Annotated in this window: 23 protein-coding genes and 1 tRNA gene; 14 read left to right on the top strand and 10 right to left on the bottom strand. The window is 61.0% G+C overall.

Annotated features, from left to right (window positions below; translation table 11 throughout):
* Positions 1-59: 59 nt before the first annotated feature.
* From FHT92_RS26665 to FHT92_RS26685, 5 genes are all read left to right on the top strand, one after another.
* On the top strand, positions 60-1,199 hold the full coding sequence (locus FHT92_RS26665) for a citrate synthase (protein ID WP_183830922.1): 1,140 nt from the start codon (positions 60-62) through the stop codon (positions 1,197-1,199).
* A gap of 117 nt (positions 1,200-1,316) precedes the next feature.
* The gene (locus tag FHT92_RS26670) at positions 1,317-1,844 is read left to right on the top strand and encodes a FecR domain-containing protein (protein WP_183830924.1); all 528 of its coding nucleotides are present in this window, start codon (positions 1,317-1,319) and stop codon (positions 1,842-1,844) included.
* A gap of 8 nt (positions 1,845-1,852) precedes the next feature.
* Positions 1,853-3,715 carry a CHASE2 domain-containing protein gene (locus FHT92_RS26675; protein WP_183830926.1) on the top strand — a complete coding sequence of 621 codons (1,863 nt, stop codon included), beginning with the start codon at positions 1,853-1,855 and terminating at the stop codon, positions 3,713-3,715.
* A 97-nt stretch (positions 3,716-3,812) separates the two neighbouring features.
* The gene (locus tag FHT92_RS26680; protein WP_183830928.1) at positions 3,813-5,711 is read left to right on the top strand and encodes a DEAD/DEAH box helicase; all 1,899 of its coding nucleotides are present in this window, start codon (positions 3,813-3,815) and stop codon (positions 5,709-5,711) included.
* Between the two features lie 54 nt (positions 5,712-5,765).
* Complete coding sequence (locus FHT92_RS26685) at positions 5,766-6,428, top strand: methyltransferase (RefSeq protein WP_183830929.1); 663 nt, start codon at positions 5,766-5,768, stop codon at positions 6,426-6,428.
* 116 nt (positions 6,429-6,544) lie between these two features.
* Here FHT92_RS26685 and glp read toward each other — a convergent pair whose 3' ends face one another.
* Genes glp through FHT92_RS26710 form a run of 5 tightly spaced genes read right to left on the bottom strand, consistent with a single transcriptional unit; the run spans position 6,545 to position 12,009 of the window.
* Positions 6,545-7,768, bottom strand: a complete 1,224-nt coding sequence (gene glp, locus FHT92_RS26690) for a gephyrin-like molybdotransferase Glp (protein WP_183830931.1) — start codon at positions 7,766-7,768, stop codon at positions 6,545-6,547.
* Positions 7,765-8,262, bottom strand: a complete 498-nt coding sequence (moaC, locus tag FHT92_RS26695) for a cyclic pyranopterin monophosphate synthase MoaC (RefSeq protein ID WP_183747165.1) — start codon at positions 8,260-8,262, stop codon at positions 7,765-7,767. Before moaC ends, glp begins: the two co-directional genes overlap by 4 nt.
* Positions 8,263-8,264: 2 nt before the next feature.
* Positions 8,265-9,077 carry an indole-3-glycerol phosphate synthase TrpC gene (trpC, locus tag FHT92_RS26700; protein ID WP_183830933.1) on the bottom strand — a complete coding sequence of 271 codons (813 nt, stop codon included), beginning with the start codon at positions 9,075-9,077 and terminating at the stop codon, positions 8,265-8,267.
* Positions 9,078-9,086: 9 nt separating this feature from the next.
* A complete protein-coding gene (trpD, locus tag FHT92_RS26705) occupies positions 9,087-10,103 on the bottom strand; it encodes an anthranilate phosphoribosyltransferase (RefSeq protein ID WP_183830935.1) in 1,017 nt (338 codons plus the stop codon).
* 13 nt (positions 10,104-10,116) lie between these two features.
* Complete coding sequence (locus FHT92_RS26710; RefSeq protein WP_183830937.1) at positions 10,117-12,009, bottom strand: SurA N-terminal domain-containing protein; 1,893 nt, start codon at positions 12,007-12,009, stop codon at positions 10,117-10,119.
* Between the two features lie 214 nt (positions 12,010-12,223).
* On the opposite strand from FHT92_RS26710, the gene FHT92_RS26715 reads away from it, so the two are divergent.
* A complete protein-coding gene (locus tag FHT92_RS26715; RefSeq protein WP_183830939.1) occupies positions 12,224-12,505 on the top strand; it encodes a hypothetical protein in 282 nt (93 codons plus the stop codon).
* A 51-nt stretch (positions 12,506-12,556) separates the two neighbouring features.
* Here the strand turns inward: FHT92_RS26715 and FHT92_RS26720 are convergent, their stop codons facing one another.
* The 3 genes from FHT92_RS26720 to FHT92_RS26730 all read right to left on the bottom strand — a co-directional run bounded on the left by FHT92_RS26720 (position 12,557) and on the right by FHT92_RS26730 (position 14,724).
* A complete protein-coding gene (locus FHT92_RS26720; protein WP_183830941.1) occupies positions 12,557-12,811 on the bottom strand; it encodes a GlsB/YeaQ/YmgE family stress response membrane protein in 255 nt (84 codons plus the stop codon).
* A gap of 492 nt (positions 12,812-13,303) precedes the next feature.
* Positions 13,304-14,416, bottom strand: coding sequence for an NAD(P)/FAD-dependent oxidoreductase (locus FHT92_RS26725; RefSeq protein WP_183830943.1), 1,113 nt, complete (start codon positions 14,414-14,416; stop codon positions 13,304-13,306).
* 218 nt (positions 14,417-14,634) lie between these two features.
* Positions 14,635-14,724, bottom strand: a tRNA-Ser gene (locus FHT92_RS26730).
* A 441-nt stretch (positions 14,725-15,165) separates the two neighbouring features.
* Between FHT92_RS26730 and FHT92_RS26735 the strand changes: the two genes are divergently transcribed.
* The 4 genes from FHT92_RS26735 to FHT92_RS26750 all read left to right on the top strand — a co-directional run bounded on the left by FHT92_RS26735 (position 15,166) and on the right by FHT92_RS26750 (position 19,401).
* Positions 15,166-16,293, top strand: a complete 1,128-nt coding sequence (locus FHT92_RS26735; RefSeq protein ID WP_183830945.1) for a septal ring lytic transglycosylase RlpA family protein — start codon at positions 15,166-15,168, stop codon at positions 16,291-16,293.
* An 83-nt stretch (positions 16,294-16,376) separates the two neighbouring features.
* Positions 16,377-17,570, top strand: coding sequence for a D-alanyl-D-alanine carboxypeptidase family protein (locus FHT92_RS26740; RefSeq protein WP_183830947.1), 1,194 nt, complete (start codon positions 16,377-16,379; stop codon positions 17,568-17,570).
* A 135-nt stretch (positions 17,571-17,705) separates the two neighbouring features.
* Complete coding sequence (tmk, locus tag FHT92_RS26745; RefSeq protein ID WP_183830949.1) at positions 17,706-18,383, top strand: dTMP kinase; 678 nt, start codon at positions 17,706-17,708, stop codon at positions 18,381-18,383.
* Complete coding sequence (locus FHT92_RS26750) at positions 18,376-19,401, top strand: DNA polymerase III subunit delta' (protein ID WP_183830951.1); 1,026 nt, start codon at positions 18,376-18,378, stop codon at positions 19,399-19,401. Before tmk ends, FHT92_RS26750 begins: the two co-directional genes overlap by 8 nt.
* On the opposite strand, the gene FHT92_RS26755 is transcribed toward FHT92_RS26750, so the two are convergent.
* Entirely contained in the window at positions 19,402-20,190 is a 789-nt protein-coding gene (locus FHT92_RS26755) for a sulfite exporter TauE/SafE family protein (protein ID WP_183830952.1), read from the bottom strand.
* 234 nt (positions 20,191-20,424) lie between these two features.
* Between FHT92_RS26755 and metG the strand changes: the two genes are divergently transcribed.
* From metG to FHT92_RS26770, 3 genes are read left to right on the top strand one after another with little or no spacing between them, the layout of a single operon-like run.
* Entirely contained in the window at positions 20,425-21,975 is a 1,551-nt protein-coding gene (gene metG / locus FHT92_RS26760) for a methionine--tRNA ligase (protein WP_183830954.1), read from the top strand.
* Between the two features lie 4 nt (positions 21,976-21,979).
* Positions 21,980-22,762, top strand: a complete 783-nt coding sequence (locus FHT92_RS26765) for a TatD family hydrolase (RefSeq protein ID WP_183830956.1) — start codon at positions 21,980-21,982, stop codon at positions 22,760-22,762.
* Positions 22,763-22,766: 4 nt separating this feature from the next.
* Positions 22,767-23,591 (top strand): MBL fold metallo-hydrolase, encoded by an 825-nt coding sequence (locus tag FHT92_RS26770; RefSeq protein WP_183830958.1) that lies wholly within the window; start codon positions 22,767-22,769, stop codon positions 23,589-23,591.
* Here the strand turns inward: FHT92_RS26770 and FHT92_RS26775 are convergent.
* Complete coding sequence (locus FHT92_RS26775; protein ID WP_183747204.1) at positions 23,576-24,187, bottom strand: TerC family protein; 612 nt, start codon at positions 24,185-24,187, stop codon at positions 23,576-23,578. The genes FHT92_RS26770 and FHT92_RS26775 overlap by 16 nt on opposite strands.
* 191 nt (positions 24,188-24,378) lie before the next feature.
* Here FHT92_RS26775 and FHT92_RS26780 point away from each other — a divergent pair, with 191 nt between their 5' ends.
* Positions 24,379-25,047, top strand: coding sequence for a DUF2161 domain-containing phosphodiesterase (locus tag FHT92_RS26780; protein WP_183830960.1), 669 nt, complete (start codon positions 24,379-24,381; stop codon positions 25,045-25,047).
* The last annotated feature ends 145 nt before the right edge of the window (positions 25,048-25,192 follow it).

Consider the following 25,192-nt stretch of genomic DNA (forward strand, 5'->3'; position numbering starts at 1 on the left):
AGATCGGACCTAGTTTAGTTGACGTCAATCTTGATGTAATTGATCAATATGAGGTTGCGATGACCTGGCTGACAGCAGAAGAAGCGTTGGCGGAACTCGGCACCAAGCCGCAGACGCTTTATGCCAATGTCAGCCGAGGCCGTATCCGCGCCAAGGCCGACCCGGCCGACCCGCGCCGCAGCCTCTATCAGCAAAGCGACGTCAAACGGCTTGCCGAGCGGCATGCCGGCCGACGCAAGAGCGAGACGGTCGCCGCCGAGGCGATCAGCTGGGGCGATCCCGTGCTGACATCCGCGATCTCAACCATTGCCGCAGGACGGTTGCTGTATCGGGGGCAGGATGCGGCGGAGCTTTCAGTGCATGCGACGCTGGAGGGGACTGCGCTGCTGCTTTGGAATGCGGAGAGTTTTACCTGCGTACCATCACGCGCCACAGACCTGGCGGCGCCTTCCATTCACGCTGCGCTTCTGGCGCTAGCGGGACGGGTGAGCGCCGATCTGCCGTCGCTCGGACGTGCACGCCCCGCCTTGCAGATGGAAGCATGCAGCGTGCTTTCCACCGTAGCCGATGCGCTGGCGCCAGGCCCTACGGACCTTTCCCTGCATCACCGTCTCGCCGCATGCTGGCACAGGCCGGAGGCTGCCGATTGCCTGCGTCGGGCGCTCGTCATGCTCGCCGATCATGAGCTGAATGCCTCGACCTTCGCTGTCCGCGTCACGGTTTCGACGGGAGCGGCACTTTCTGCCGCCGCTCTCTCTGGTCTTTCGACGCTGACAGGCCCGCTGCACGGCTCGGCGTGGCGGAGTATCGACGCGCTTGTCGAAGCCGCTTCAAGCATCGGGGCAGAACGGGCGATCCGCCACCAGCTGCTGCGGGGAAGCAGGCCTGTAGCCTTCGGACATCCGCTTTATCCCGACGGCGATGTGCGGGCGCGCGTTCTGCTCTCGTCTTTCGACGTGCCTCCGGTCTTTCGTGATGTGCAGCTGGCCGGCGAAGAAATGGTGGGCGAGCCGGTCAATGTCGATTTCGCGCTTGCCGCCATGACGGCCGCCTTCGACCTGCCGGAGGAGGCACCGATCATCGTCTTCGCACTGGCGCGCACGGCCGGCTGGCTGGCGCATGCGATGGAGCAGATTGAAAGCGGCCATCTGATCCGCCCCCGCGCCCGCTACATCGGGCCCTCACCGGGCGAATCCTGAATGTTTCCGAATGGCTTGCGCAGCTTCCGATTTTTGCATAGGGAAACCAGCGAATTCAGCTAGTATGGGCCGGCCGGCACCTTCGAGGATGTACCGGCGGGTCATGAGAGGCGGATCATGAAAGCCATCCCAGCAATCTCCTTCAGCCTCTTTTCCGCTGCCCTGACCATCGGGCTCCTGCCTCAGGGAGCAGCCTATGCCCAGTCTGCCAGCTGCGCGATTTCGCGTGCCGCAAATGGCAACCAGATCTTCCGCTGCCCTGGCGGCGTCAATATCACCGCCGAACGCGGAGCATCTTTCGCACTCATCGATCGCAATCGTGACGGCAGCCCGGATTCGCTGTCATTGCGCAGCAAGGCTGCCCTTGTCGACGTGGACAGCAGTCAGCATCGCGGTGGTTTCCAGGTGGTGACGCCGCAGGCGATCGCCGCCGTCCGCGGCACCCAATGGGCCGTCGATGTCAAAGGCGGCACGACCTCCGTGCTGGTCACCCGCGGCCGCGTCGGCGTACGCCGTCCGGCAGGGGCAGCCGTCGTGCTTGGACCAGGCGAGGGTGTTGACGTGATGCGCGGAACGGCTGCGCTCACCGTTCGCACCTGGCCGGCGCCTCGCGTCGCGGCTCTTCTTTCACGCCTCGGGCAATAAGCGGTCTCATGAACCACCGGCTTCCGACAGTGATCGCACTGCTGCTCGCCGGTCTGTGGGGCGCGGCCCTCGGCTATTTCCATCTGCAGCAGCAGTCGAACTCGGGCCTCATCGAGCGTGTGGAAGCCACGCTTGTCGATCTGCGCAGCATGATCGTCGGTATCCGGTCTCCACCAGATATCGTTTCCATTATCGCGATCGATGACCGCACCGCCGCAGCACATGGCTATCCGCTCAAGCGGGACACGCTTGCACAGCTCGTCACATCCATCGGAACGTTGAAACCAAAGGCCCTGGCTCTCGATATACTGCTCGTTGATCCCGGCACGGAGGAGGGGGATGCGGCGCTTGCAACGGCGATCAGATCCGCACCCACTATCATTGCCGGTGCCGCGACCTTCCCTCAAAGTCTCCAGTCAGTGATAGAAAATGCCGAGGATCCGCTTGCAACGGTCCCCGAGGCACAGCAGCTTCTGCTGCCGCAGCCGCGCTTCGCGGAGGCTGCGCCGCTCGGCATCGTCAATGTGGCGACGGACCAGAGCGGCGTACCGCGTTTCATCCCGCTGTTTTCTCGCGCAGCCGACCGTCTCGACGCAGCCTTTCCGCTGCGCGCAGCCTCGATTGCGCTCGGGGCCGAACCCTTGATCGAAAACGACGGCATCCGGCTCGGCGCTCACCGCATTCCAACGGATACGGGTCAGCGCCTGCCGCTGACCTTCTATGGTCCCGCAGGCAGCATCAGCACCTTCAGCGCCGCCGATGCGCTCGACGGCAAGCTGCCGGCCGACGCCATAACCGGCAAGGTGGTGGTGATCGGCGCGACGGTCACCGGCGGCGGTGATGTCTTTCCCACGCCGTTCGATCCCATCCTGCCGGGTGTCGAAGTCATGTCGACGGCGATCACCCATCTGGTCGCGGGCGATGGCATGGTGCGCGACAGCAGGACACGGCAGGCGGATGCCGGCATTGCGACGGCCTTGCCTGTTCTCCTGGTCGCGCTGGTCGCATGGCGCCGCAGCGCTCTCGGCTTCGTCATCATCTGTCTTACGGTCATTGCCTGGGCGATGCTCAACCTTGCCGCTTTTGCGAACGGCTATTGGCTAAGCGCTGCATTGCCGATTGCGGCGGCACTCCCGCCCGCGATTATTTTCGGCGCGGCAGAACTCTGGCGCGACCGCCGCCGTGCGCGGCACTTTGCCGATCAATCCGAGCGCCTGCAGCGCATCGAAGCGCCCGGCCTCGGGGAGTGGCTGGCGCGCGATCCGGCGTTCCTGGCCGAGCCCGTGCGGCAGAATGCTTCCGTCGTCTTCATCGATCTCTCGGGCTTCACCGGCCTTAGCGAAGCGGTCGGACCTGCCATGGTGCGCGAGATCCTCAGCGGCTTCTTTGAATTGATCGATGAGGAAGTACGGCTGCTCGGCGGGGCGATCACAAGCTTCATGGGCGACGGCGCCATGATCCTTTTCGGGCTGCCGACACCGGCGGCGGACGATGCGGCGCGGGCAGCAGCCTGCGCCGTCAGGCTTGCCGACCGCACGCGCCTCTTCCTCGCAGGCCATCCGGAGCTTCGGCGCAGGAAGATAGGCTTCAAGCTCGGCGCTCATTGCGGCCCGATCGTCGCTTCGCGTCTTGGCACCGGCGACCGGCAGCAGATCACCGCGACGGGCGATACTGTCAATGTCGCTCAGCGGCTGATGGAAGTGGCGGCAAGCCGCGGCGCGGAGCTTGCATTCAGCGCCAGCCTGCTCGACGCGGCCGGTCCCGATGCCATTCTGTTGCAGACGGGGCGGTTGGCCGGACCGTTCGAGACGAAGCTTCGCGGCCGCTCCAGCGGCATCGCCATCTACACATGGCGCGGCGAGACACTTTGACATTCGCACCCGGAGCGGGTAGGAACGGCCCAACTCTTCGGCCGGACGATCCGGCGACGGCGCGTTACGCGCCTGACAGCTCCGAAAGATCGAACACATGACTGACTATAACGGCGTCTCTCCGGCGATCGCCAAGGCGTTGCAGAAGCGCGGCTATACCGAGCTCACCCCTGTCCAGAAGGCGATGCTCGATCCGGCGCTCGCGGAATCGGACGCTCTCGTTTCCGCCCAGACCGGCTCGGGCAAGACCGTTGCATTCGGGCTGGCCCTTGCACCGACGCTGCTTGAAGGCGCCGAGCGCTTCGCGCCGGCGGGCGCACCCCTTGCTCTCGTGATTGCGCCGACGCGGGAACTGGCGCTGCAGGTGAAGCGTGAGCTGGAATGGCTTTACGAAGTGGCTGGCGCCGTAATCGTCAGTTGCGTCGGCGGGATGGATATTCGCAGCGAGCGGCGTGCCCTGGAGCGCGGCGCGCATATCGTCGTCGGCACGCCGGGACGCCTTTGCGATCACATCCGCCGCCATGCCCTTGATATGAGCGAACTCAAGGCTGCCGTGCTGGATGAGGCGGACGAGATGCTCGATCTCGGCTTCCGCGAAGACCTGGAATTCATCTTGGAAGCGGCGCCCGATGAGCGCCGTACCCTGATGTTCTCGGCAACGGTTCCGGCTGCGATCGCCAAGCTCGCCAAGAGCTATCAGCGCGACGCCGTGCGCATCAGCACCCAGGCGGAAGAAAAGCAGCATATCGACATTGAATATCGTGCGCTCGTCGTTTCTCCAAGCGACCGTGAAAACGCTATCATCAACGTGCTGCGCTATTACGAGGCGCGCAATGCGATCGTCTTCTGTTCGACGCGTGCGGCCGTCAATCACCTGACAGCGCGGTTCCACAATCGCAATTTCAATGTCGTGGCGCTCTCGGGCGAACTGACGCAGAACGAGCGCAGCCATGCGCTGCAGGCCATGCGCGATGGTCGTGCGCGCGTCTGCATCGCGACCGATGTCGCGGCCCGCGGTATCGACCTGCCAGGCCTCGATCTCGTCGTGCATGCCGATCTGCCGACCAATCCGGAAACGCTGCTGCACCGCAGCGGTCGTACGGGTCGCGCAGGACGCAAGGGGGTGAGCGCGCTCATCGTGCCGCTCAACGTGCGCCGCAAGGCTGAGCGACTTCTCGAAAATGCCGGTATTGCGGCCACTTGGGCACGGCCGCCCTCCGTGGAAGAAGTGACGGAGCGTGATGACGAGCGGCTGCTCGCCGACCCGATCTTCGCCGACAAGCCGCAGGAAGAAGAGCAGGATCTGGTGCAGAAGCTCATCGCGAGCCACGGCGCCGAGACTCTTGCCGCCGCTTTCGTGCGTCTCTATCGCGCCAACCAGTCGGCTCCGGAAGACCTGATCGAAGTCTCGGTCCAGGATGACCGTGCACGCAAACGCCGCGACGGCGAGCCGCGCGAATTCGCGCCGGCGCAAAAGGGACCGCGCGATGATTTCGGCCCGAGCATCTGGTTCTCTGTCTCCGTCGGCCGCAAGCAGAATGCCGAACCGCGCTGGCTGATCCCGATGCTCTGCCGCGCCGGCAACGTAACCAAACGGGAAATCGGTGCCATCAAAATGCAGCCAGACGAGACCTTCATAGAAATCGCAGCCGATAGTGCGGACAGCTTTTTTGGTGCGCTCGGCCCGAACAAGACGATGGAGCGCGGAATCCGCGTCAACAGACTGAACGGCACGCCCGATTTCAGTAAGCCGGCTTATGCAAAGAAATCCTTCGAAGAGCGTAGCGATGATCGTTTCCGCGGCGATAAGCAGAACGGTAAATTCCAAAAAGACAGGCCAGCCGGCGCCGAGCGCCGGGACGACAAGCCCTGGACGAAGAAGCCGGGCAAGCCCAAATTTGAAGGCGCCAAGAACAAGTTCGAAGGTGGCAACAAGTTCGAAGGCGCCAAATTCGATAGCGGCAGGGCCAAGTTCGGCAAGAAAAAGGACCGCTGAGGCAGTTGGCGGCCAGCCGGTGATGCCTTTCGCAACGAAGGCAGGCAATCCCAGGTGAGAACGGCTTCAGCAGATGATCGTCTCGACCTAACGGCCTTCATCCGGGCGAGCCTGCCGCTTTCCGGCGTGCCTTTCATCCCTGATATACAGCTGCATATAGCGACGCCAAGAAGTGGTCTCTATCGTCTTGCAATGGCTGACGATTCCGATCTGATGCCACCTTATTGGGCCTATCCCTGGGCGGGTGGTGCGGTGCTTGCCCGCTATCTTTTCGACCACCCCGCAATGGTTGCCGGCAAACGTGTCGTCGATCTCGGCACCGGCTCCGGCCTCGTCGCCATCGCGGCGATGAAATGCGGTGCGGCGCACGTGCTGGCCGTCGATATCGATGCGAAGGCGATTGCCGCGGCACGGCTAAATGCCGCAGCGAATGATGTCGTGATCGGGACGCAACTGGGCGACATCATCGACGACGCGCCGCCTTCTGCCGACATCATCCTTGCCGGCGATATCTTCTATGACCCGGCGTTGGCGTTGCGTGTTCTGCCTTTCCTTCAACGCTGCCGCACGGCCGGTCTCGATGTGCTCATCGGCGATCCGGGCAGGGCGCCTCTTCCAACGAGCTCCCTGTTGCAGGTTGCAGACTATGCTGTGCCGGATTTCGGCGGAGCCAAGGACAACCCGACCGCCAATAGCGCGGTTTTCCGGTTGAGGTGAGCCGAGGCGAGGGCTTGTCATCAGACGCTATGCCGACTTCCAGCCCCGACGAAACGGCCAAACGGCTTTGCGATCATGAACATGATGGTGCTGGATCGCGGCAACGTCAGGAAATATCAGGCGAGGAGATCCGGCCGCAGAAGCATGACTGGGCAGGTGGTTCCTGCCGGCAGTTCCGGCGCATGCGGCGGGCGGATGATCAGGCAGTCCGAATAGGCGAAGGTTTTCATCATCGACGAATCCTGCTTGTCGAAGGGTTCGACCAGCCAGCCACCGGCCGCCGATTTCGAAAGTTTTGCCCGGACATAATCCTGCCGGTGATCATTGGCGCGCAGTGTCACGGCGGTTTCCACGATTGTCTCGCGCTGAACCGGCGGCAGCGAGGCAAGCCTGCGGATCAGCGGTTCGAGGAAAAGCAGCGAGCAGACGAGGCTTGAGACCGGATTGCCGGGCAGGCCGAGGACGTGCGTCTTGCCGAAGCTGCCGACCATCAGCGGCTTGCCCGGGCGCATAGCGATGCGCCAGAAATCGAGCTGCATGCCGGCCTCGATCAACGTGGCCTGCACCAGATCATGATCGCCGACCGAAGCGCCGCCGAGCGTGACGATGACATCGACTTTGGCATTGCGTGCCTTGTCGATCGTCGCGGCAATCTCAGCCTTATCGTCGGGCACGATGCCGAGATCGAGCACGTCCGCGCCGGCCTTGCGGGCAAGGGCCGCAATACCAAACGCATTGGACGCAATAATCTGCGATGGGCCGGGCGTGCTCCCGGGCGGCAACAATTCGTCGCCGGTTGCGAGGATCGCCATCAGCGGGCGGCGCAGCACCTCGACATCAGGGCGGTTCATACCGGCAGCGACCGTCAGCCGGGAGAAATCCAGCACAGTGCCAGCAGGCAATACTACTTCGCCTTCAGCGAAATCCTGGCCGCGCGGGCGCACATGCTGGTTTTGCCGTACAGGGAATTTGGTTCTGATGCCACCCTCGATCTTCTCCGCATCCTCCTGCAGCAACACGCTATCGGCGCCTGGAGGGACGGGGGCACCAGTGAAGATGCGGACAGCCTCGCCCTGACCGACGCTTCCCTCGAAACCATGGCCGGCGGAGGACGTGCCGATGACCTTCAGCACGGCGCCCGGCTCCGGCGCATCCTCACGGCGCAGTGCGTAGCCATCCATCGCCGAGGAATTGAAAGGCGGCTGGGTCAGGCCTGCCGTCAGATCGACGGCCAGAACGCGACCTTCAGCTTCGGCGAGCGGCAGCGTTTCGGACCCCATGACGGGCGTGGCGCTGGACAGTAGGCGACTTAGGGCCTCGGCGACCGGCAAAAGGTTCATCTTGCCTCCGGATGGCGGAAATCTCCGGATTTGCCGCCGGATTTTTCAAGCAGCCTGACACCGCCGATTTCCATGGCCTTGTCGGCGGCCTTGGCCATGTCGTAGATCGTCAGGCAGGCGACGGAGACGGCAGTCAGCGCTTCCATCTCCACACCGGTCTTGCCGGTGAGCTTGGCAGTGGCCGTGACCCGCAGGCCGGGCAGGGCGGCATCTTCCTCGATCTCGACCGTGACCTTTGTCAGCATCAGGGGATGGCAGAGTGGAATGAGGTCGGCCGTGCGCTTGGCGGCCATGATGCCGGCAAGGCGAGCAGTACCGATGACATCACCCTTCTTGGCATTGCCTTGACGAATGAGCGAAAGCGTCTCAGGCGCCATTTTCACATGGCCCTCGGCAGTGGCGATGCGCACGGTCTCGGCCTTGTCGGAAACATCGACCATGTGCGCCTCGCCGGAGGCAGCGATATGGGTGAGGCCTGGCTTTTCGCCGCTCATGCTCATTCGGCCGCGATTGCGGCTTCGCCTGTCAGCAGCGCGCGTGTGGCGGCCGCGACGTCATCCTTACGCATCAGGCTTTCGCCGACGAGGAAGGTATTGATCCTCACGGTCTGCAGACGCTTGCAATCCTCATGGGTGAAGATGCCGCTTTCGCCGACCAGAAGACGATCGTCAGGGACCATGGCAGCCAGCTTTTCGCTGACGGTGAGGCTGACTTCGAAGGTGCGCAGGTTGCGGTTGTTGATGCCGACGAGCGGCGATGAAAGCTTGAGCGCACGTTCCATTTCCGGCGCATCGTGGACCTCAACAAGCACATCCATGCCAAGCGAGAAGGCCTCGTCCTGCAGGCGCTCGGCATCGTCATCGCTCAGCGAGGCCATGATGAGCAGGATGCAGTCGGCACCCCAGGCGCGGGCTTCATGGACCTGATAGGTCTCGAACATGAAATCCTTGCGCAGCGCGGGCAGGGCACAGGCGGCGCGCGCTGCCGTCAGAAACTCCGGTGCGCCCTGGAAGCTTGGCGTATCGGTCAGCACGGAAAGGCAGGCAGCACCACCGGCTTCGTAAGCCCTGGCAAGAACAGGCGGATCGAAATCCGGACGAATGAGGCCCTTGGAGGGGCTTGCCTTCTTGATCTCGGCGATCAGGCCGAATTCTCCGGCATCGCGCTTAGCGACGAGCGCCTTGTGGAAGCCGCGCGGCGCGGACTGACCGGCCTGCATGGCCTTGAGATCGGCAAGCGATGTCCTTGCCTTGGCGGCAGCGATTTCCTCGCGCTTATAGGCTTCGATTTTCTTCAGGATATCGGTCATGAGACGATCCTAGTCGATATCGTTGGATACGGCGATCAGTTTATCGAGCGCAGATGCCGTTGCGCCGCTGTCGAGCGATTCCGTTGCAAACTTCATGCCGTCACGGATCGTCTCTGCCTTGCCCGCGATGACGAGCGAGGCGGCGGCATTGGCGAGCGCAATATCGCGATAGGCGTTCTTGGCGCCGGCAAGCACCTCGCGAAGTGCGGCGGCATTCACAGTGCCGTCACCACCCTTGATGTCGGCAAGCACGCAGGGCGCCACGCCGAAATCGGCCGGCGACAGTTCGAAGGTGCGGATCTGACCGTTTTCGAGGGCGGCGACGCTGGTCTTGCCCGTCGTGGTGATTTCATCGAGGCCATCGCCATGAACGACCCAGACGCTTTCCGAGCCGAGATCACGCATGACTTCGGCGAGCGGCACGACCCATTGCGGCGCGAAGACACCGAGAAGCTGGCGCTTGACGTCGGCCGGATTGGAGAGCGGGCCAAGCAGGTTGAAGATCGTGCGCGTGCCGAGTTCGACGCGCGAGGCACCGACATGGCGCATGGCTGAATGATGCTGTTGCGCGAACATGAAGCCGACCCCGGCCTCGGCAATGCAGCGCGAAATCATTTCCGGGGTGACCTCGAGATTGACGCCGAGCGCGGCAAGGCTGTCGGCGGCACCGGATTTTGAGCTCAGTGCGCGGTTGCCGTGCTTGGCGACCGGAACCCCTGCGCCGGCGACGATCAGCGCTGCCAGCGTCGAGATATTGTAGGTGCCGCTGGCATCGCCGCCGGTGCCGACGATATCGATCGCATCGGCGGGCGCTACGACCCGCAGCATCTTGGAGCGCATCGTGGTAACGGCACCGACGATCTCGTCAACCGTTTCGCCGCGAACGCGGAGCGCCATCAGGAAGCCGCCGATCTGCGAAGGCGTTGCCTGGCCGGACATCAGGATGTCGAAGGCTTGGCGCGCCTCGTCGCGGGTCAGGGGCTCGCGGCTTGCTGCCTTGGCCAAAAGCGGCTTCAGATCGGTCATGCGTCGCTTCCCCCTAGCGGACGGTCGCCTGTTCGGCGAGTTTCTGGTTCACCTGTGTACCGTACTGGCTCTGCAACAGGTTGACCATCTGATCGAGAATGTCGTCACCGGCCTGATTTGCGATGGTAGCGATCTGCTGATCGCGGTTGTTCAAGGCATCGGTCGTCGGTTCGTCGTTGACCTCGGTCACCTTCAGCAGGATCTGCGTGCTCGGGTCAGCGCCGACGGCTGCTGCGATGGTATCGACAGGGCCGGAGAAGGCGGCGTTGACGGCGGCGCGGCCGAGAACGGGGTCGTCGGTCGAGCGGGTGACGCCGCTCTTGCTTTCGACGGCGATACCAAGCGGGGTGGCGATATCGGCAAGCGAGGTGCCCTTCTGCGCCTGAGCCTTCAGCTCGTCGGCCTTCTTGGCAAGCTCGGCCTTCTGCTGCTCGGCTGTCCAATCCTGAACCGCCTTGTCACGCACTTCGGCAAGCGGACGCTCACGCTCCGGCATGATGTCGCGGACATCGAACCAGACATAGCCGTCATTGCCGACGGAAATGGCGACAGCATCGGCGCCGACATCGGTCTTGAAAGCTTCCGGCAGAAGCTGCTGCTGGACCGGGATATCCTTGACCGGGTTGCCGTCCTTGTCGGCGCCCGTCATATCGACGGCGTCGATGACGACAGCCTTCAGCTTGAGCTGGTTGGCGATCTCTTCGAGGGATGTGCCGCCGGCGCGCATATCCTCGATACGGTCGTGAACATTGATAACTTCCTGCGACGCATTGGCGACCGCAAGCTGCTTGCGGAGCTCCTCCTTGACTTCGTCGAAGCTCTTCGTGGTCTCCGGCTTGATATTGGTCACGCGCAGGATCACAGGACCGAAAGTACCGTCGACGACAGGCGTGGTGCCGCCATCCGCCTTCACCGCGAACGCAGCGTCAGCAACAGCCTGATCGGGAACCTTGTCCTTGGTGAATTCGCCGAGCAGCACGTCGCGCGCAGTCTTGCCCTGATCGGTAACGAGCTGATCGAAACTCGTACCGGTCTTCAGCGCGGTCTCGGCCGCATTGGCGAGATCCTTGCTGGCGAAGGTCAGCTGTTCCAGCGTGCGGCTTTCCGGCGTCGTGTAAGTCGCCTTGGCCTTGTCGAAGGCCTCCTTGATCTGGTCGTCGGTAACGGTTGTCGGATCGGCGATATCGTCGGGCTGAAGCTTCAGATAGGCGATCTTGCGGTATTCCGGTGCGCGGTAGCGCTGCTTGGCGTCTTCGAACCACTTGGAGAGCACATCCTCGGCCGGCGCCTTGATCGGCTCGATATTGGCGTTGGTGAGCAGCAGGTAATCGACGTTGCGGCTCTCGTTGCCGTAGAGTTTCAGCGCGTTGACGAGAGTCGCAGGCGCCTGGAAGCCGTTGGCAACGGCTTCGATGATCTGGCTGCGGACAGCCTGCTTGCTGCGATCCTTGATATAGTCGTCTTCGCGGATGCCGGCATTGCGCAAACGAGACGTGAAGAGCGACCGGTCGAACTGGCCGTTGACTGCCCTGAAAGCCGGATCGTCGCCAATTAGCTGGGCAAGGCGGTCTTCGGATAGGCCTAGGCCCATCTCATCGGCAAGCTGATCGAGCGAGGCGCCGGCAACGAGCTGGGCGAGGACCTGCTGTTCAACGCCGAAGGCGCGCGCCTGCTCGGGCGTCAGGCGCATGCCGAACTGCTGACCGAGTTGGGCCACCTGGCGCTGATAGGCGAGGCGGAATTCATTGACGTCCACATGCTGGTCGCCGACGGTGACAACCGTCGTGCTGTTGCCGCCGCTTATCAGCTCCCGCGATACACCCCAGATACCGAAGGAGGCGACGAGCAGGAGCAGGAGCAGCTTGGCAACCCAGGTCTGAGCAGCTCTTCTCAGAAGATGGAACATGGAAACGCAAACCTCGCATTATCATTGGCCCAGAGGGCAGACATTCGTCGTTCCATAAAACAAAGCTGCGAGGAAATGAAGGCTTGTCGCATGAAAAGCTTGCGGGACTTGCACACGCGCTCGCTGCCCGCCTCGAGCGACAAAAGATGCTTGATTGCGGAACCTTTACAGTCCTCACTTCGTTGAAGCGGCATTCCATCAACAGGAGCAGACCATGGCCGAATTGAAACCCGCTTCCGCCGAATCCACCGCTGCGCGCGTCAAGGCCGAAGTTGCCGCCGAAGATCTGTCCGCGCAGGTAGCTGCGCTGCGCGAGGATCTGGCCCGCCTTTCGGAGAGTGTGATCGCGCTGGGGCAGGGCGCAAAGACCGCAGTGACCGACGAAGCCTCCATCATGACCGAGCGTGTCCGCGACAAGGTGCGTGAAGAGCCGCTGACAGCAATCGCCATTACGGCAGGTGTCGCCTATCTCTTCGGTCTCCTCAGCCGCCGATAGACGAAAGAAGCCGGACGCATGACGTCCGGCCTTTAATCTCTTCGTGTCAGGTCAGCGGCGGATGAGACGCCCGATCGCAATCAGGATGCATGCGCCAACAAAGCCCGTGATCAGGTACCCGAGCCAGCCGGTCAACGGCTGGATATGGAGGATACCGAGAATCCAGTTGGCGACAATCGCGCCGATGATGCCGAGCAATATGTTCATGAACACGCCCATATTGCTGTGCATGAACTTCTCCGCCAGCCATCCGGCGAAACCGCCGATAATGATAGCTGCAATCCAACCTACACCTCCGTTTTCCATGACAATCTCCCTCCTGGATAAAACGTGGGATAGAACGCGCGCAATTGAAAAAAGTTCCAGTATGGCAGCGGCTTAGCGCTGTCAGGGATGAAGTACTGTAACCGGCGCGATAAACGCATGAGCCGCAATCTGAAACATCAGGCCGGAAAAGGCCAATGCGGCAAAGCCAACCGGCATCAGCAAACTCTTCTCGAACATCAAATCCTCTCCTTATTGGGAACAAGCATAGTTCATCGCCTCAACTGCGCAAGCTGCTTGTTAACGAGTAGTTAAGCATGAAATTTAAGTAAAATTTTTTCGACGCAACATGCATTACATCTCATATCAATTCATCTGGAACTGCAGCTTTCTCATTTGCATTAGCAAAGAAGAGGCTTTTGTTGATACGACCTCTACGGCTCTTGCCGCATAGCTAACGCGGCAGAAAGAAACGCACAGCGGACTGAGACGAAGTGGTAGCAGCTGTAAAGCAGGCGGACGACAGAAGGCTCTCTATTCGGCAAGTCGCGCGACCCTCTGCCCGATGGCGAGCGAAGCGGTCAGGCCGGGACTCTCAATTCCGTAAAGCGCCACATAGGCTGGGTGGCCGGTTTGCTCCGGCCCTTGAATTACGAAGTCACCACCGCCGCCCGCAGCCGGGCCGGCGATCTTCGGACGGATGCCTGAATAGGCGGGCTGTAGCGCGCCATCCACCAGATCGGGCCAATAGCGGCGGATTGCGGAATAGAACTTATCCGCCCGGCCTGGATCGACGTCGTAGTCAATCGTCTCGATCCACTCGACATCGGGACCGAAGCGCGCCTGGCCAGCAAGGTCGAGTGTCAGATGCACTCCGAGACCACCGGCTTCCGGGACCGGGTAGATCAGCTGTGTTGCGGGTGCACGGCCGGTCAGGCCGAAATAACATCCCTTGGCGTAGTGACGCGAGGGGATAGTGCCGGCGTCCAGGCCGGACAGGCTTTCTGACAAGGCCCAGGCATTCAGGCCAGCGGCATTGACCACAAGGCGTGTTTCGATCGCTACCGGATCGCGACCGCCGACTGCGAGGCGAACCTTGTCGGCAGTGAATTCACCGTCGATGACGGGGGAATTACAGATGATGGTTCCGCCGTTGGCCTCTATATCCGTGATGTAGGCCTGCATGAGGCTATGGCTGTCGATAATGCCGGTTGACGGCGAGACAAGCGCTGCAAAGCCCCTGATTTGTGGTTGCCTGAGAGCAAGCTCCGCAGCATCGATCAGATAGCAGTCTTCGACGCCATTTGCGGCGGCTTGCCTCGACAGCTTTTCAAGATATCCAACCTCCTCCTCACTCGCAGCGACAACGAGTTTGCCGCAGGTCCTGTGGGGAATATTTCGTTCCCGGCAATAGTCGTAAAGCCGGTGTTTTCCGGCAACGCAGAGCTCAGCCTTCAAGCTGCCGGTGGCATAGTAGAGCCCGGCATGGATGACCTCGCTGTTGCGGGCCGATGTGATGCTGCCGGTTATCGGCTCCGCCTCGAGCAAAACCACATCGCGGCCGGATATTGCAAGTTCGCGCGCGACCGCAAGCCCCACGACCCCTCCGCCCACGACCACGCAGTCGAGGTCTAGTACCTCCGCCATGCAAATCCCTCCCATCCTCCAACCGCGCCATCGGACTCGCTGTTTGGGAGCCTGGAAAACGCAATCCAGCTTTCAGATATCGTTCGGGCGAACTTATCCCAAAATCAAGGGGATGATTAAATACGATTTGATGCGCGTAGCTGGGTTATCTCCGCCGGAACAAGCGACGAGGACCTCGGCACGTAGAAGGAAAAATACTTAATAAATTCAATATGTTATGGCGGAAGAGGTGGGATTCGAACCCACGGTACGGTCTCCCGCACGCCGGTTTTCAAGACCGGTTCCTTAAACCACTCGGACACTCTTCCATCCAGTTGATCCGGCTCGTCTTTGCTGACAGACTCTCGTTTTTGACGAGGACTCCTTCTGCCGACGACCAAATCGCGGTTCGGCAGGCTTTATAGCGGTTCGGACTTCAGCGTCAATGTGCTCTGACAGTTCTGACAGATAAACTGCCATAATGTGTCCTGCTGCGGGTCAGGACCATCGTGCTAGCCGGAAGGTACTGTCACTATCCGAAACGGTTCAACATGCGGAAAATACATGCGCGATTTCATTCCCGCACAGATTAAAATCAACTCAATATTAACCATAATCATTAGAATTCTCGCTATCGTGCCGAAATCGTTCGCAAATTCGCCACGATATCCACAAGATTAAAGTCTCATTAGGAAGGCACGGAATAAGGCACTTCAACTCATTCATGAATGAGTTCCTTAACCATAGCGGTCTTTGGTGGCGTGGGGCATATGAAATTGAATTACGGGGCGGCGTCTTTCGCAACGGCGGCACGGTGGCTGGCATTGTCAGCCGTGTGCGCAACGGTGGCGGCTTGCGGCACAACGCAGGCGGTTCCCAAGAAGAAATCCCACGGCAAGGAATATTTCTCCGAAAGCGAATATGGCGTCAAAGCCAGCCCGCGTGTTGCCAACGGCAACAATATCCCCAAGGGCGGTGGCCGCTACATGGTGGGCGATCCCTATGTCGTAAAGGGCAAGATGTATTACCCGAGGGAGGACTACTCCTATAACAAGGTCGGCATCGCGTCCTGGTATGGCTCGGCCTTCCACGGCCGCCTGACAGCGAATGGCGAAGTCTACGACCAGATGCATCTTTCCGCCGCGCATCCGACTTTCCCGCTGCCGAGCTATGCGCGCGTGACCAATGTCGAGACCGGTTCATCCATCATCGTGCGCGTCAACGACCGCGGCCCTTATCACGAAGGCCGCATCATCGACCTTTCCAACAAGACGGCTTCCATGCTCGACCTGCAGCACAGCGGCACCGGCAAGGTTCGCGTTCAGTATGTCGGCAAGGCGCCGCTCGACGGTCATGACATGCCCTATCTGATGGCTTCCTATGTTCCGAAGGGCAGCCGTCTTCCGGGCATCTATCCGGGCGGGGGACAGATCGCGACCGGCGTGATGGTTGCCTCCAACAGCAAGAAGATCACCGGCGACCAGTTGCAGAGCCTCGGCGGCTATTCCGACCCTTCTCCTGACAGCGTACCGGTGCCATTCTCGTCCGCTGCCTATGCCGGCAACTCGCCGAGCGCCAAATATAATGCGACACCGGCTCCGGCCCCCATGCCGATGCGAGCGCCGGCAGGCGGCCATTTTCTGCAGCCGCCCCCGGCTTTCTCCAATGGGGTGCAGGCGATGGAACAGGCCGTGATCCTGCCGGAAATCGGACCCATTCCTTTTGAACGCCCGAACGGCTGGAAGGGCGCGTCGCTTGCGATGAACTATCAGGAGGCGGTCACCGTGAAGGTTCCGCTCGCTTTCGATGCCGTGATGGTGCGCAATGACGGGCTGACGCAGGAATCCATTCTCGCCTCCTTCAAGCGCCAGAACGGTGGCAGCGCAAAGGCGCGATAAAGCCCCACGACAAAGTGTAATTGCATCGGCTTCCGGCTCGCTTTACCCTCCTGAATCAACCCGCACGATCAATGGGAATTGCGATGTTGAAGCCGTTGCTTCGCCTTCTTGCATGCCTGCTTTTGCCTGCTTCTGCTGCCATTGCGGCAGAGGGCACAGAGGCCGGTTTCGTCACCAAGGCTGCGCAGGCCTATATGATCGAGGCTTCGACTGGTACGGTGCTTCTCGCCAAGAACGAGAACCAGGTTTTCGCACCCGCCGCGCTTGCGAAGCTGATGACGATGGATCTCGTTTTCGATGCCGTCAACAAGGGGCAGATTTCGCTCGATACCGAATACCCCGTCTCCGAATATGCCTGGCGCACGGGCGGCGCGCCTTCACGTGCGGCCACGATGTTTGCTGCGCTGAAATCGAAGGTTCGTGTCGAGGACCTGATCAAGGGTGTGGCGATCCAAGGCGCCAATGATGGCTGCATCATCCTTGCCGAGGGCATGGCCGGCAGCGAAGACCAGTTTGCGGCATCGATGACGCGTCGCGCACGCGATCTCGGCATGGACAAAGCCGTCTTCGGCAATTCAACCGGAATCCCCGATGGCAAAAGCAAGGTGACGGCCAGGGAACTGGTGACGCTCGCCACCGATCTGCAGACATCCTATCCCAATCTCTATTCCTATTTCGCCCAGCCTGATTTCGAGTGGAACAGGATCTTCCAGCGTAATCGCAATCCGCTGCTCGGCATGGATCTCGGCGCGGACGGCCTGGCGACGGGCTTTACGGAAGGGGAGGGCTATTCGATCGTCGCCTCGGTGCAGCGCAACGGACGGCGCCTCTTCGTGGCGCTTGCCGGCATCGCCTCGGACAAGGAACGGACGGAGGAGGCCAAGCGAGTGCTGGAATGGGGGCTCACAGCCTTCGAGAGCCGTCAGGTCTTTGCCGACAAGGAAGTCATCGGTGCTGCAAGCGTTTATGGCGGCATGGCGCGCACCGTTGATCTCGTCGCCAAGGCACCGGTCAGCGTCTATGTTCCCATCAACAATCCTGACCGGCTTGCGGCCCGCATCGTCTATCATTGGCCTCTGATAGCCCCCTTGAAGGCCGACACGGAAGTCGGAACACTGCGCATTGTTTCCGGCAACAGGATGTTGCGTGAGGTCCCGCTCTATACGGCGCAATCCGTGGAAGTGGGATCGCTCACCAGCCGGGCAGTCGATGCGTTGCTCGAACTTGGCGAGTCGCTGTTCTTCTCCTGGCTGTGGGACAAGCCCGAGCAGAGCTGATACCTTTTCTCGAGGCCAATACAGCCGTAATTTGCCGGGGAAGGCGAATATGTCGCCGTGGCAAAAGGTTTCACTCCGCAACATCTTCGGATAGATAGAGTAAGAGCGTGGCGCTCAGAATGCAGGAAAGTATCATTGTCGTCCGGTAAGGGTTTGTTCGTTACGTTTGAAGGCGGAGAGGGTGCTGGGAAATCCACGCAGATCCGCCGCCTCGCCGAGGCCCTCGAGGCCGAAGGCCATGACGTGCTGTTGACCCGGGAGCCGGGAGGCTCGCCGGGCGCCGAAGCGGTGCGCCATGTGCTGCTGTCCGGTGCGGCAGAAGCGTTCGGCACTCGCATGGAGGCGATCCTCTTTGCCGCCGCCCGCAACGACCACGTCGAAGAGGTCATCCGGCCCGCTCTTTCGAACGGCAAGATCGTGCTCTGCGACCGCTTCATGGATTCCTCGCGCGTTTATCAGGGCGTCACCGGCAATCTGGAACCGGATTTCATCGAGACACTGCAGCGAATCGCCATCAACGGTGTGATGCCTGACTGTACGCTGATCCTCGATATTCCAGCCAAGCTGGGGTTGGAGCGCGTCGTCAAGCGAAACCCCGGCGGCCCCGACCGTTTTGAGAAGGAGACGCTTGAGACGCACGAGAAGCGTCGCGAAGCCTATCTCGATATCGCCGCGCGTGAGCCTGAGCGCTGCCATGTCGTCAACGCCACGCAGCCGGAAGAGGCGATTGCCGCGGAAATACTTACCATCGTCAAGCAGTTGCTGAAGCCATCGGCCGGAGCGCGGATGCCGGAAGCGGCGCATCATGAGTGAGGACAGGCCAGGACTGCTCGACGGCGCCATCTGGCCGGCCGAGAACACGAAACTCTTCGGGCATGAAGATGCCGAGGATTTCCTTGCCCAATTCTATCGCTCCGGCAAGGGCCATCATGCGATCCTGATCGAGGGGCCCGAGGGCATCGGCAAGGCGACACTGGCCTTCCGCTTCGCCAACCATATTCTATCGCATCCCGATCCGGCCACCGCGCCGGAACGCATTGCCGATCCGGATCTCGGATCTGCTGTCAGCCGGCAGATCGCCTCAGGCGCCTCGCACAATCTCCTGCATCTCGCTCGTCCGGTCGACGAGAGGACTGGAAAGGTCAAATCGGCGATCACCGTCGATGAGGTACGCCGGGCCGGCAAGTTCTTCTCGCAGACCTCGGGCACCAACAACTGGCGCATCGTCATCATCGATCCCGCCGACGACATGAACCGGAATGCGGCAAACGCCATCCTGAAGATCCTCGAGGAGCCGCCGAAGCGGGCGATGTTCCTTGTCCTGTCTCATGCGCCGGGAAAGCTCTTGCCAACGATCCGGTCGCGCTGCCTGCCGCTGAAGCTTGCACCCATTGATGATAGTGCGTTGGTTTCAGCACTTGCCCATCTCGGCATTCAGGGGGAGGGGCAGGCCCTGCTTTCCGCCGCAAAGGGCAGCGTCGGCGAGGCGCTGAAACTGCTGAACTACGGCGGCGGCGAGATCATTCAGGCCTATAACGACGTTCTGTTCTCCGAGGGGCCAGCGGCACGCAAGGCTATGCACCGCCTTGCGGATGCGCTTTCGGGCAAAGAAGCTGATACGATCTTCGATTTCTTCGTCAGCCATGTGGGCGATGACGTGATGAACCGCGCGCGTCTTGCCGCCGGTGAAGGGCAGATTGCGGCAGCCGAGCGGCTGGCGCGGCTCTATTCCGAAATCACCGAGAAGCTCACCATCTCCGACGCCTATAATCTCGACCGCAAACAGACGATCATGGAAGTGCTTTCGGAGATCAAGCAGCCCCGCGCCTGATCAACCCGTCAGCAGCTTCCAGGCAACAATCCCCAGCGTAATGGCAAGCACAATACGAATGGTGCGCTCGTGCAGCTTCGGTGCGAGAAGGCTGCCGACAACGATGCCGGGAATGGAGCCTACGAGCAGGGCAAGCAGCATCGACCAATCGATCTCTCCGATGAGCCAGTAACCCGTGCCGCCGATAAGCGTCAGGGGCACTGCATGGACAATGTCGGAGCCGACGATCTCACGCACATCGAGCCGCGGATAGAGGACGAGCAGGATCGTGACGCCCAGGGCGCCGGCGCCGACGGAGGTCAGGGTAACGAGCACACCGAGCACGAAACCGAGAACGACCGTGAAGATGGCGATGGTCGCCGGTTTCGGCGGCATGCGCTCGCCGATGGCGCGACGGGCAAATTCGAGGATCTGGCTACGGAAAACCAGCATGATTGCGGTCATGACCAGTAGCCAGCCGAGGGCGGTGGTGATGGTATTTGCGACGCCAATGCTCTTGCGGTCGACGCCGGCCATCAGCCACAGCATCGAAAGCGCGGCAGGGACGCTGCCGGCCGCAAGACTGCCGACGATCTTCCAATTGATACGTCCATGCACGCCATGAACAGCCGTGCCGACTGTCTTGGTGATGGCTGCGTAGAGAAGATCGGTCCCGACGGCGGTCGCCGGATGGACACCGAAAAGGAGCACCAGAAGAGGTGTCATCAGCGAACCGCCGCCGACGCCGGTGATGCCGACCAGCGCTCCTACCATGAGACCAGAGAGAGAATAGAGAGGCTCGAACGTCAAATACGCGCCTCCGAGGGCGCGCGGCCATGACTATTCCGATCGATGAAAAATGGCACTTCGCTACCGCCCCGCTCTCTTGCGACAGAAGGGGTAGATTGCGCCAGAACGCGAGTCAAGGTCATCAATACGTGGCCCGGAAATCGTCGGCGGCTGCCAAACTTGATGTTTCGCTTGTGCGAGACATGCGCTAATAGCGGCTGACGATTTTTATAGAGTAAGCCGGAATTGGCCGCCATGACAGACAAGACTCCCTTCTACATCACGACCGCGATCTCCTATCCCAACGGCAAGCCGCATATCGGCCATGCCTATGAGCTGATCGCAACCGATGCCATGGCGCGCTACCAGCGCCTCGACGGCAAGGATGTCTTCTTTCTGACGGGTACCGACGAGCATGGCCAGAAGATGCAGCAGACAGCGCGTGCTGAAGGCATCACGGCACAAGCACTTGCCGACCGCAATTCCGGCGAATTCCAGGCGATGGCGAAGCTGCTCAATGCTTCGAATGACGACTTCATCCGCACCACGCAGGAACGTCACCACGAGACTTCGCGCAACATCTGGAACCTGATGGCCGATAATGGCGACATCTACAAGGATTCCTATGCCGGCTGGTACTCGGTGCGCGACGAAGCCTATTACCAGGAAAATGAAACGGAGCTGCGCGCCGATGGCGTGCGCTACGGGCCGCAAGGCACGCCAGTCGAATGGGTGGAAGAGGCGAGCTATTTCTTCAAGCTCTCGGAATACCAGGACCGGCTGCTGAAGCACTACGAGGAAAACCCCGATTTCATCGGCCCTGCCGAGCGCCGCAACGAGGTGATTTCCTTCGTCAAGTCGGGCCTCAAGGACCTGTCGATCTCACGCACCACCTTCGACTGGGGTATCAAGGTACCGAACGATCCCTCGCATGTCATGTATGTCTGGGTCGACGCGCTGACGAACTATATTACAGCCACGGGGTATATCGAAGATAGGAACGGACCGCGGGCGAAATACTGGCCAGCCGACGTGCATATCATCGGCAAGGACATCATCCGTTTCCACGCCGTCTACTGGCCGGCCTTCCTGATGTCGGCGAAGCTGCCGCTGCCGAAGCGCGTTTTTGCCCACGGCTTCCTGCTCAACAAGGGCGAGAAGATGTCGAAGTCGCTCGGCAATGTCGTCGATCCGGTCAATCTTGTGAACCATTTCGGCCTCGACCAGGTGCGCTATTTCTTCTTGCGCGAAGTCTCCTTCGGCCAGGACGGCAGCTACAGCGAAGAGGCGATCGGAACGCGCATCAATTCCGATCTCGCCAATGGCATCGGTAACCTTGCCAGCCGTTCGCTGTCGATGATCGTCAAGAATTGCGACGGCAAGATCCCGGAATGCGGACCACTGACCGATGAGGACAAGGCGATGCTGGCGCAGGCCGACGCACTGCATGTCTCGACGCGCGAAGACATGGGCAAGCAGCTGATCCATCGCGCTTTGGCTTCCATTATCGCCGTCGTCTCCGAGACCGACCGTTATTTCGCCGGCCAGGAGCCTTGGGCGCTGAAGAAGACCGATCCGGCACGCATGGGCACCGTGCTCTATGTGACTGCCGAAGTGGTGCGCCAGATTGCCATCTTGCTGCAGCCCTTCATGCCGGAATCGGCTGGCAAACTGCTCGATCTCGTCGCCGCGCCTGCGGATAAACGCGACTTCGCAGCGCTTGGTGAGGTCGGCCGTCTAGTGCCGGGAACGCCGCTCGAAGCGCCGAAGCCGGTCTTCCCGCGTTACACGGCTCCGGAGGCTTAAAGCCGTGCTGGTCGATACGCATTGCCATCTGGACTTTGCCGATTTCGAGGCCGAGCGCGACGACATCGTCGCGCGCGCCCATGCGTCCGGTGTCGCGCAGATGGTGACGATCTGCACTCGCGTGCGCAAGCTCGACGGGCTGCTTGCCATTACCGAAAAATACCCTTCCGTCTTCTGTTCGGTCGGCACGCATCCCAACAATGCGGGCGACGAGCTGGATATCCAGACGGAAGATCTGGTGCGGCTCGCCAATGCCCATCACAAGGTCGTCGCGATCGGCGAGGCGGGTCTCGACTATTTCTACGACACGCAGAAGCCCGAAGACCAGCAGACCGGTTTTCGTCGCCATATTGCGGCGGCACGCGAGACGCAGCTTCCGCTCGTCATTCACAGCCGCAGCGCCGATGCCGACATGGCGGCGATCCTGACCGAGGAAACAGGGAAGGGGGCCTTCCCCTTCATTCTGCATTGCTTCTCGGCCGGTCCCGAGCTTGCGAAGACCGGGGTCGAGCTCGGCGGCTACATCTCCTTTTCGGGCATCCTGACCTTTCCGAAATCGGAGGAACTGCGCGAGATCGCAAAGACGATCCCGCATGACCGGCTGCTCGTCGAAACGGATGCACCATACTTGGCGCCCAAGCGCTGGCGTGGCAAGCGCAACGAGCCATCCTACGTAGTGAATACGGCCGAGGTACTGGCTGATACGATCGGCCTTCCCTACGAGGAAGTCGCGCGGATCACCACCGACAACGCGTTCAGGCTGTTTTCGAAGATGCCGAGGATCTAGCGGCGTGTCACGGCGACAGCGGTTCACCATTCTCGGCTGTTCGTCGTCACCCGGTGTGCCGCGCATCACCGGCGACTGGGGCGCCTGCAATCCGGACAATCCAAAGAACAGAAGAACACGCGCCGCCTTTATGGTGCAGCAGTTTTCTGATGATGGCGCTGCAACGACCGTCGTCATCGACACGGGGCCGGATTTTCGCGAGCAGATGATCAGGGCAGGGGTCGATCATGTCGACGCAGTCCTCTACACCCATCCGCATGCAGACCATATCCACGGCATCGATGATCTGCGTGGCTATTTCCACAATACCCGCCGGCGCGTGCCGATCTTTGCCGATCAGTTCACCATGGACCGATTGCGCGACGCCTTCGGCTATTGCCTGGAAACACCACCCGGCAGCAACTATCCGCCGATCGCGCTGCCGATCGTAATCGAGGATCTGGAAAAGCCCATCGAAATCCATGGGCCAGGCGGAACGATCGCCTTCAAGCCGCATCTGCAGCAGCACGGCGACATCCATTCACTCGGGTTCCGCATCGGGGATGTGGCATATTGCAGCGATGTCAGCGATTTTCCGCCGCAGACGGTGGAGAAGCTGCAGGGGCTCGACATGCTGATCATCGATGCCCTGCAATATGCTTACCATCCCAGCCATCTTTCGCTGGAACAGTCACTCGACTGGATCGAGCGGCTTAAGCCCAGACGGGCAATCCTGACGCACATGCATACGCCGCTCGACTATGATGTGGTCATGGCGCAAACGCCGGACCATGTAGCGCCGGCGTTTGATCAGATGAGCTTCGAGGTCGAGGTTCAGCTGCCGATATAAGGGGCAACCTCGATATATCCGCGGTAGATCATGTCCAGCGAGACATAGAGAATGATCAGCAGGCCGACATAGGCGATCCAGCGATGCTTGTTGAGCAGCCGTGCGATGAGGTTCGCAGCGATGCCCATCAGCGCAATGGAGAGACCAAGGCCCAGAACCAGTACGCTCGGATGCTCGCGAGCGGCGCCCGCAACGGCCAGGACGTTATCGAGCGACATGGAAACGTCGGCGATGACGATCTGCGTTGCAGCCTGGAAGAAGGTCTTCTTCGGCGCCGATGCACCGGCTTCGGCCGCATGTTCTTCACCATGGCCGGCACGCAGCTCGCGCCACATCTTCCAGCAGACCCAGAGCAGCAGCAAGCCGCCGGCAAGCAGCAATCCGACGATTGCCAGCAGATAGACGGCCACGGAAGCGAACAGGATGCGGAGCACCGTTGCCGCCAGAATGCCTACAATGATTGCCTTGCGGCGCTGCGCGGCTTCCAGGCCGGCAGCAGCAAGGCCGATAACGACAGCATTGTCGCCGGCGAGAACAAGGTCGATAGCAATGACCTGCAGCAGGGCCGTCAAACCGGCCGCTGTGAAAATATCCATATTGAATTACCCCCGGGATACGCTTCGAGCGTGCTAGCGTCTTGAGGGTTTTCCGTCAACCTGCGAAGGGGTGCGTTGATGACCATCCACGGTCATTACGTGTAATCCGGTTGATGGCCATCGATGCGGTGTCCCGTATCAGCGGATCGATGTAGATTATGGAACGATTCTTTTCTTCGATCCGCAGGCCCATGGAAACTTCGCTTTATCTGCCCGTGAAAGGCTTCCTCGAAAAGGCAGGTTATGTCGTCAAGGGCGAAGTCGGCGGCTGCGATCTCGTCGGCCTGAGTGATGACGATCCGCCTGTTGTCGTAGTCTGCGAGCTGAAGCTCAGCTTCAATCTCGAACTCATCCTGCAGGCCGTCGATCGCGCGGCCATATCGGACGAGGTCTGGATTGCTGCGCGAATTTCAGCCAAGGGCAAAGGCCGGGAAGCCGATAAACGCTATCGCGATCTTTGCCGGAGACTCGGCATCGGCATGCTCGGGATTTCGGACGCCGGCGACGTCAGCATCATCGTCGGCTCCGTATCGCCAATGCCGCGAACCAATCCGAAGCGCCGATCGCGGCTGATGCGCGAGCACCAGAAACGCCGCGGCGACCCAGCGCTTGGCGGCAGCACGCGCACGCCGCTCATGACGGCATATCGCCAACAGGCGCTCGGCTGCGCGGCGGCGCTGGCATCGGGGCCGCTACGCGTTCGCGAAATCCGATCCAGCATACCGGAGGCCGGGAAGATCCTGCTGTCCAATTTCTATGGCTGGTTCGAACGGCTCGACAGAGGTGTCTACAGTTTGACGGACGCCGGACGGGAGGCGCTGCAGCGTTGGCCGCAGCTGGAGATACAATCGGCTGAATAGCATCCGAGCATAGATTTTGGTTCCATAATCTATGTTATGCGATCTATTCTTGTAGGGGCTATTTAGTAATGCGACAGTTGGGCCAGTTAGAGATGCGACACTCTCGCCTCTCGACGCGCTAGTCAACGTCAACGTTGGGAGCAAG

It is taken from the genome of Rhizobium sp. BK377 (genome assembly GCF_014193935.1).
GTDB lineage: Bacteria > Pseudomonadota > Alphaproteobacteria > Rhizobiales > Rhizobiaceae > Rhizobium.

Coding starts and splice junctions, on each gene's coding strand:
- FHT92_RS26665 (WP_183830922.1), top strand. CDS start 60: ATGACCTGGCTGACAGCAGAAGAAGCGTTGGCGGAACTCGGCACCAAG.
- FHT92_RS26670 (WP_183830924.1), top strand. CDS start 1,317: ATGAAAGCCATCCCAGCAATCTCCTTCAGCCTCTTTTCCGCTGCCCTG.
- FHT92_RS26675 (WP_183830926.1), top strand. CDS start 1,853: ATGAACCACCGGCTTCCGACAGTGATCGCACTGCTGCTCGCCGGTCTG.
- FHT92_RS26680 (WP_183830928.1), top strand. CDS start 3,813: ATGACTGACTATAACGGCGTCTCTCCGGCGATCGCCAAGGCGTTGCAG.
- glp (WP_183830931.1), bottom strand. CDS start 7,768: ATGAACCTTTTGCCGGTCGCCGAGGCCCTAAGTCGCCTACTGTCCAGC.
- moaC (WP_183747165.1), bottom strand. CDS start 8,262: ATGAGCGGCGAAAAGCCAGGCCTCACCCATATCGCTGCCTCCGGCGAG.
- trpC (WP_183830933.1), bottom strand. CDS start 9,077: ATGACCGATATCCTGAAGAAAATCGAAGCCTATAAGCGCGAGGAAATC.
- trpD (WP_183830935.1), bottom strand. CDS start 10,103: ATGACCGATCTGAAGCCGCTTTTGGCCAAGGCAGCAAGCCGCGAGCCC.
- FHT92_RS26710 (WP_183830937.1), bottom strand. CDS start 12,009: ATGTTCCATCTTCTGAGAAGAGCTGCTCAGACCTGGGTTGCCAAGCTG.
- FHT92_RS26715 (WP_183830939.1), top strand. CDS start 12,224: ATGGCCGAATTGAAACCCGCTTCCGCCGAATCCACCGCTGCGCGCGTC.
- FHT92_RS26720 (WP_183830941.1), bottom strand. CDS start 12,811: ATGGAAAACGGAGGTGTAGGTTGGATTGCAGCTATCATTATCGGCGGT.
- FHT92_RS26725 (WP_183830943.1), bottom strand. CDS start 14,416: ATGGCGGAGGTACTAGACCTCGACTGCGTGGTCGTGGGCGGAGGGGTC.
- FHT92_RS26735 (WP_183830945.1), top strand. CDS start 15,166: ATGAAATTGAATTACGGGGCGGCGTCTTTCGCAACGGCGGCACGGTGG.
- FHT92_RS26740 (WP_183830947.1), top strand. CDS start 16,377: ATGTTGAAGCCGTTGCTTCGCCTTCTTGCATGCCTGCTTTTGCCTGCT.
- FHT92_RS26750 (WP_183830951.1), top strand. CDS start 18,376: ATGAGTGAGGACAGGCCAGGACTGCTCGACGGCGCCATCTGGCCGGCC.
- metG (WP_183830954.1), top strand. CDS start 20,425: ATGACAGACAAGACTCCCTTCTACATCACGACCGCGATCTCCTATCCC.
- FHT92_RS26775 (WP_183747204.1), bottom strand. CDS start 24,187: ATGGATATTTTCACAGCGGCCGGTTTGACGGCCCTGCTGCAGGTCATT.
- FHT92_RS26780 (WP_183830960.1), top strand. CDS start 24,379: ATGGAAACTTCGCTTTATCTGCCCGTGAAAGGCTTCCTCGAAAAGGCA.